Source organism: Mycolicibacterium lacusdiani (assembly GCF_021916785.1).
GTDB lineage: Bacteria > Actinomycetota > Actinomycetes > Mycobacteriales > Mycobacteriaceae > Mycobacterium > Mycobacterium lacusdiani.
In genome coordinates this window covers 1-1,092 of the sequence record NZ_JAKCFC010000024.1, presented here as the reverse complement: position 1 = coordinate 1,092, position 1,092 = coordinate 1, and the positions used below count along the sequence as shown (strand labels likewise).

The 1,092-nt window shown below is 65.5% G+C and carries 1 protein-coding gene; it reads left to right on the top strand.

The genetic code is table 11. The features are described from left to right. Positions 1 to 107: 107 nt before the first annotated feature. The coding region (locus tag LOK44_RS29640) for an IS481 family transposase (RefSeq protein ID WP_237573665.1) at positions 108 to 1,092 on the top strand (985 nt) is incomplete at its 3' end.

Below are 1,092 nucleotides of genomic sequence, written 5' to 3'. Positions count from 1 at the left end.
TGTACTGACCACGGACGTTAGGTACGGCGTGGCGTGGTGACATAACGAAGACCTCCGAGTGAAGTGCGAGCTGTCTAGGAACGCACCAACTCACTCCGGAGGTCTTCGTGTCCCACCGTAATGCCCCTTTGTCAGAAACCGGTCGCCTGCGCCTGGCTCGTTGCGTCGTCGAGGACGGGTGGCCGCTGCGGCGAGCCGCTGAACGGTTCCAGGTCGCTGTGAGCACGGCGGCGCGCTGGGCCGGCCGCTACCGCGAACTGGGCCCGGCCGGGATGGCTGATCGCAGCTCACGACCGCACCGAAGCCCGAACCAAACCCCGACCCGCACCGAGCGGCGAATCATCAAGGTCCGCGTACTCCGCCGGTGGGGCCCAGCCCGGATCGCCTATCTGCTGGGGCTGCAACCTTCGACAGTGCACCGCGTCCTGACCCGCTACGGTCTGGCTAAACTGCGCTGGCTGGACCGCGCGACCGGACGGGTGACCCGGCGCATCGAGTCGGCGCAGCCCGGTGATCTCGTCCACGTCGACGTCAAGAAGCTCGGCAAGATCCCCGCCGGTGGCGGCTGGCGGCTGCTGGGCCGCACCGCCGGTAATCGCAACTCACAGGCGGACAAGAGTTCAGGACGACAAAGCAAGCACCGCCATCCGTTGCGGGGGCACCACTTCCTGCACACCGCGATCGACGGCTACTCCCGGTTGGTCTACAGCGAGATGCTCGCCGATGAACGCAAGGAGACTGCGGCAGAGTTTTGGACCCGCGCCAACGCCTGGTTCGAACAGTGGGGCATAACAGTCCGAAAAGTGCTGACAGACAACGGGTCCTGCTACCGATCTCACGCCTTCCGTGACGCGCTCGGAGACGTCGAACATCGCCGCACCCGTCCGTATCGGCCCCAAACCAATGGCAAGGTCGAACGCTTCCACCGCACCCTGGCCGACGAATGGGCCTACGCCCGGCTCTACACCAGCGACGCCGAACGCTGCGCCGAATACCCACGATGGCTGCACACCTACAATTACCACCGCGGCCACACAGCACTCGGGGGTCAACCACCCGCCAGCCGCGTACCTAACCTCTCAGGTCAGTACA